Origin of the sequence: Undibacterium sp. Ji22W, from assembly GCF_049340305.1 — a bacterium.
Classification (GTDB): domain Bacteria; phylum Pseudomonadota; class Gammaproteobacteria; order Burkholderiales; family Burkholderiaceae_D; genus Undibacterium.
On record NZ_JBMPOU010000032.1, the window covers coordinates 1 to 261 of the forward strand.

Below are 261 nucleotides of genomic sequence, written 5' to 3' on the forward strand. Positions count from 1 at the left end.
CGTTGAAGTTCTCCGACAACTCAAACACGCTATCGTTGGCGATATTGACCGTGATCGTTTGCGTCGTCACACCAGGATTGAACGTCAAGGTACCACTCGTTGCTGTGTAATCGCTACCCGCTGTTGCAGTACCGTTGCTGGTGTTGTAACCAACAGAAACCGTTTGGCCAGACGCTGCCGACAAGGTGACCGTGAAGGTCGCTGTGCCAGCCGCTTCGTTGACGATCACGTCGTTGATCGACAAACTTGGTGTTGCATCGT

General features: G+C 52.9%; 1 protein-coding gene. It reads right to left on the reverse strand.

Annotated features, from left to right (window positions below):
* The coding region (locus tag ACO0KW_RS20465) for a Calx-beta domain-containing protein (RefSeq protein ID WP_423055189.1) at positions 1-261 on the reverse strand (261 nt) is incomplete at both ends.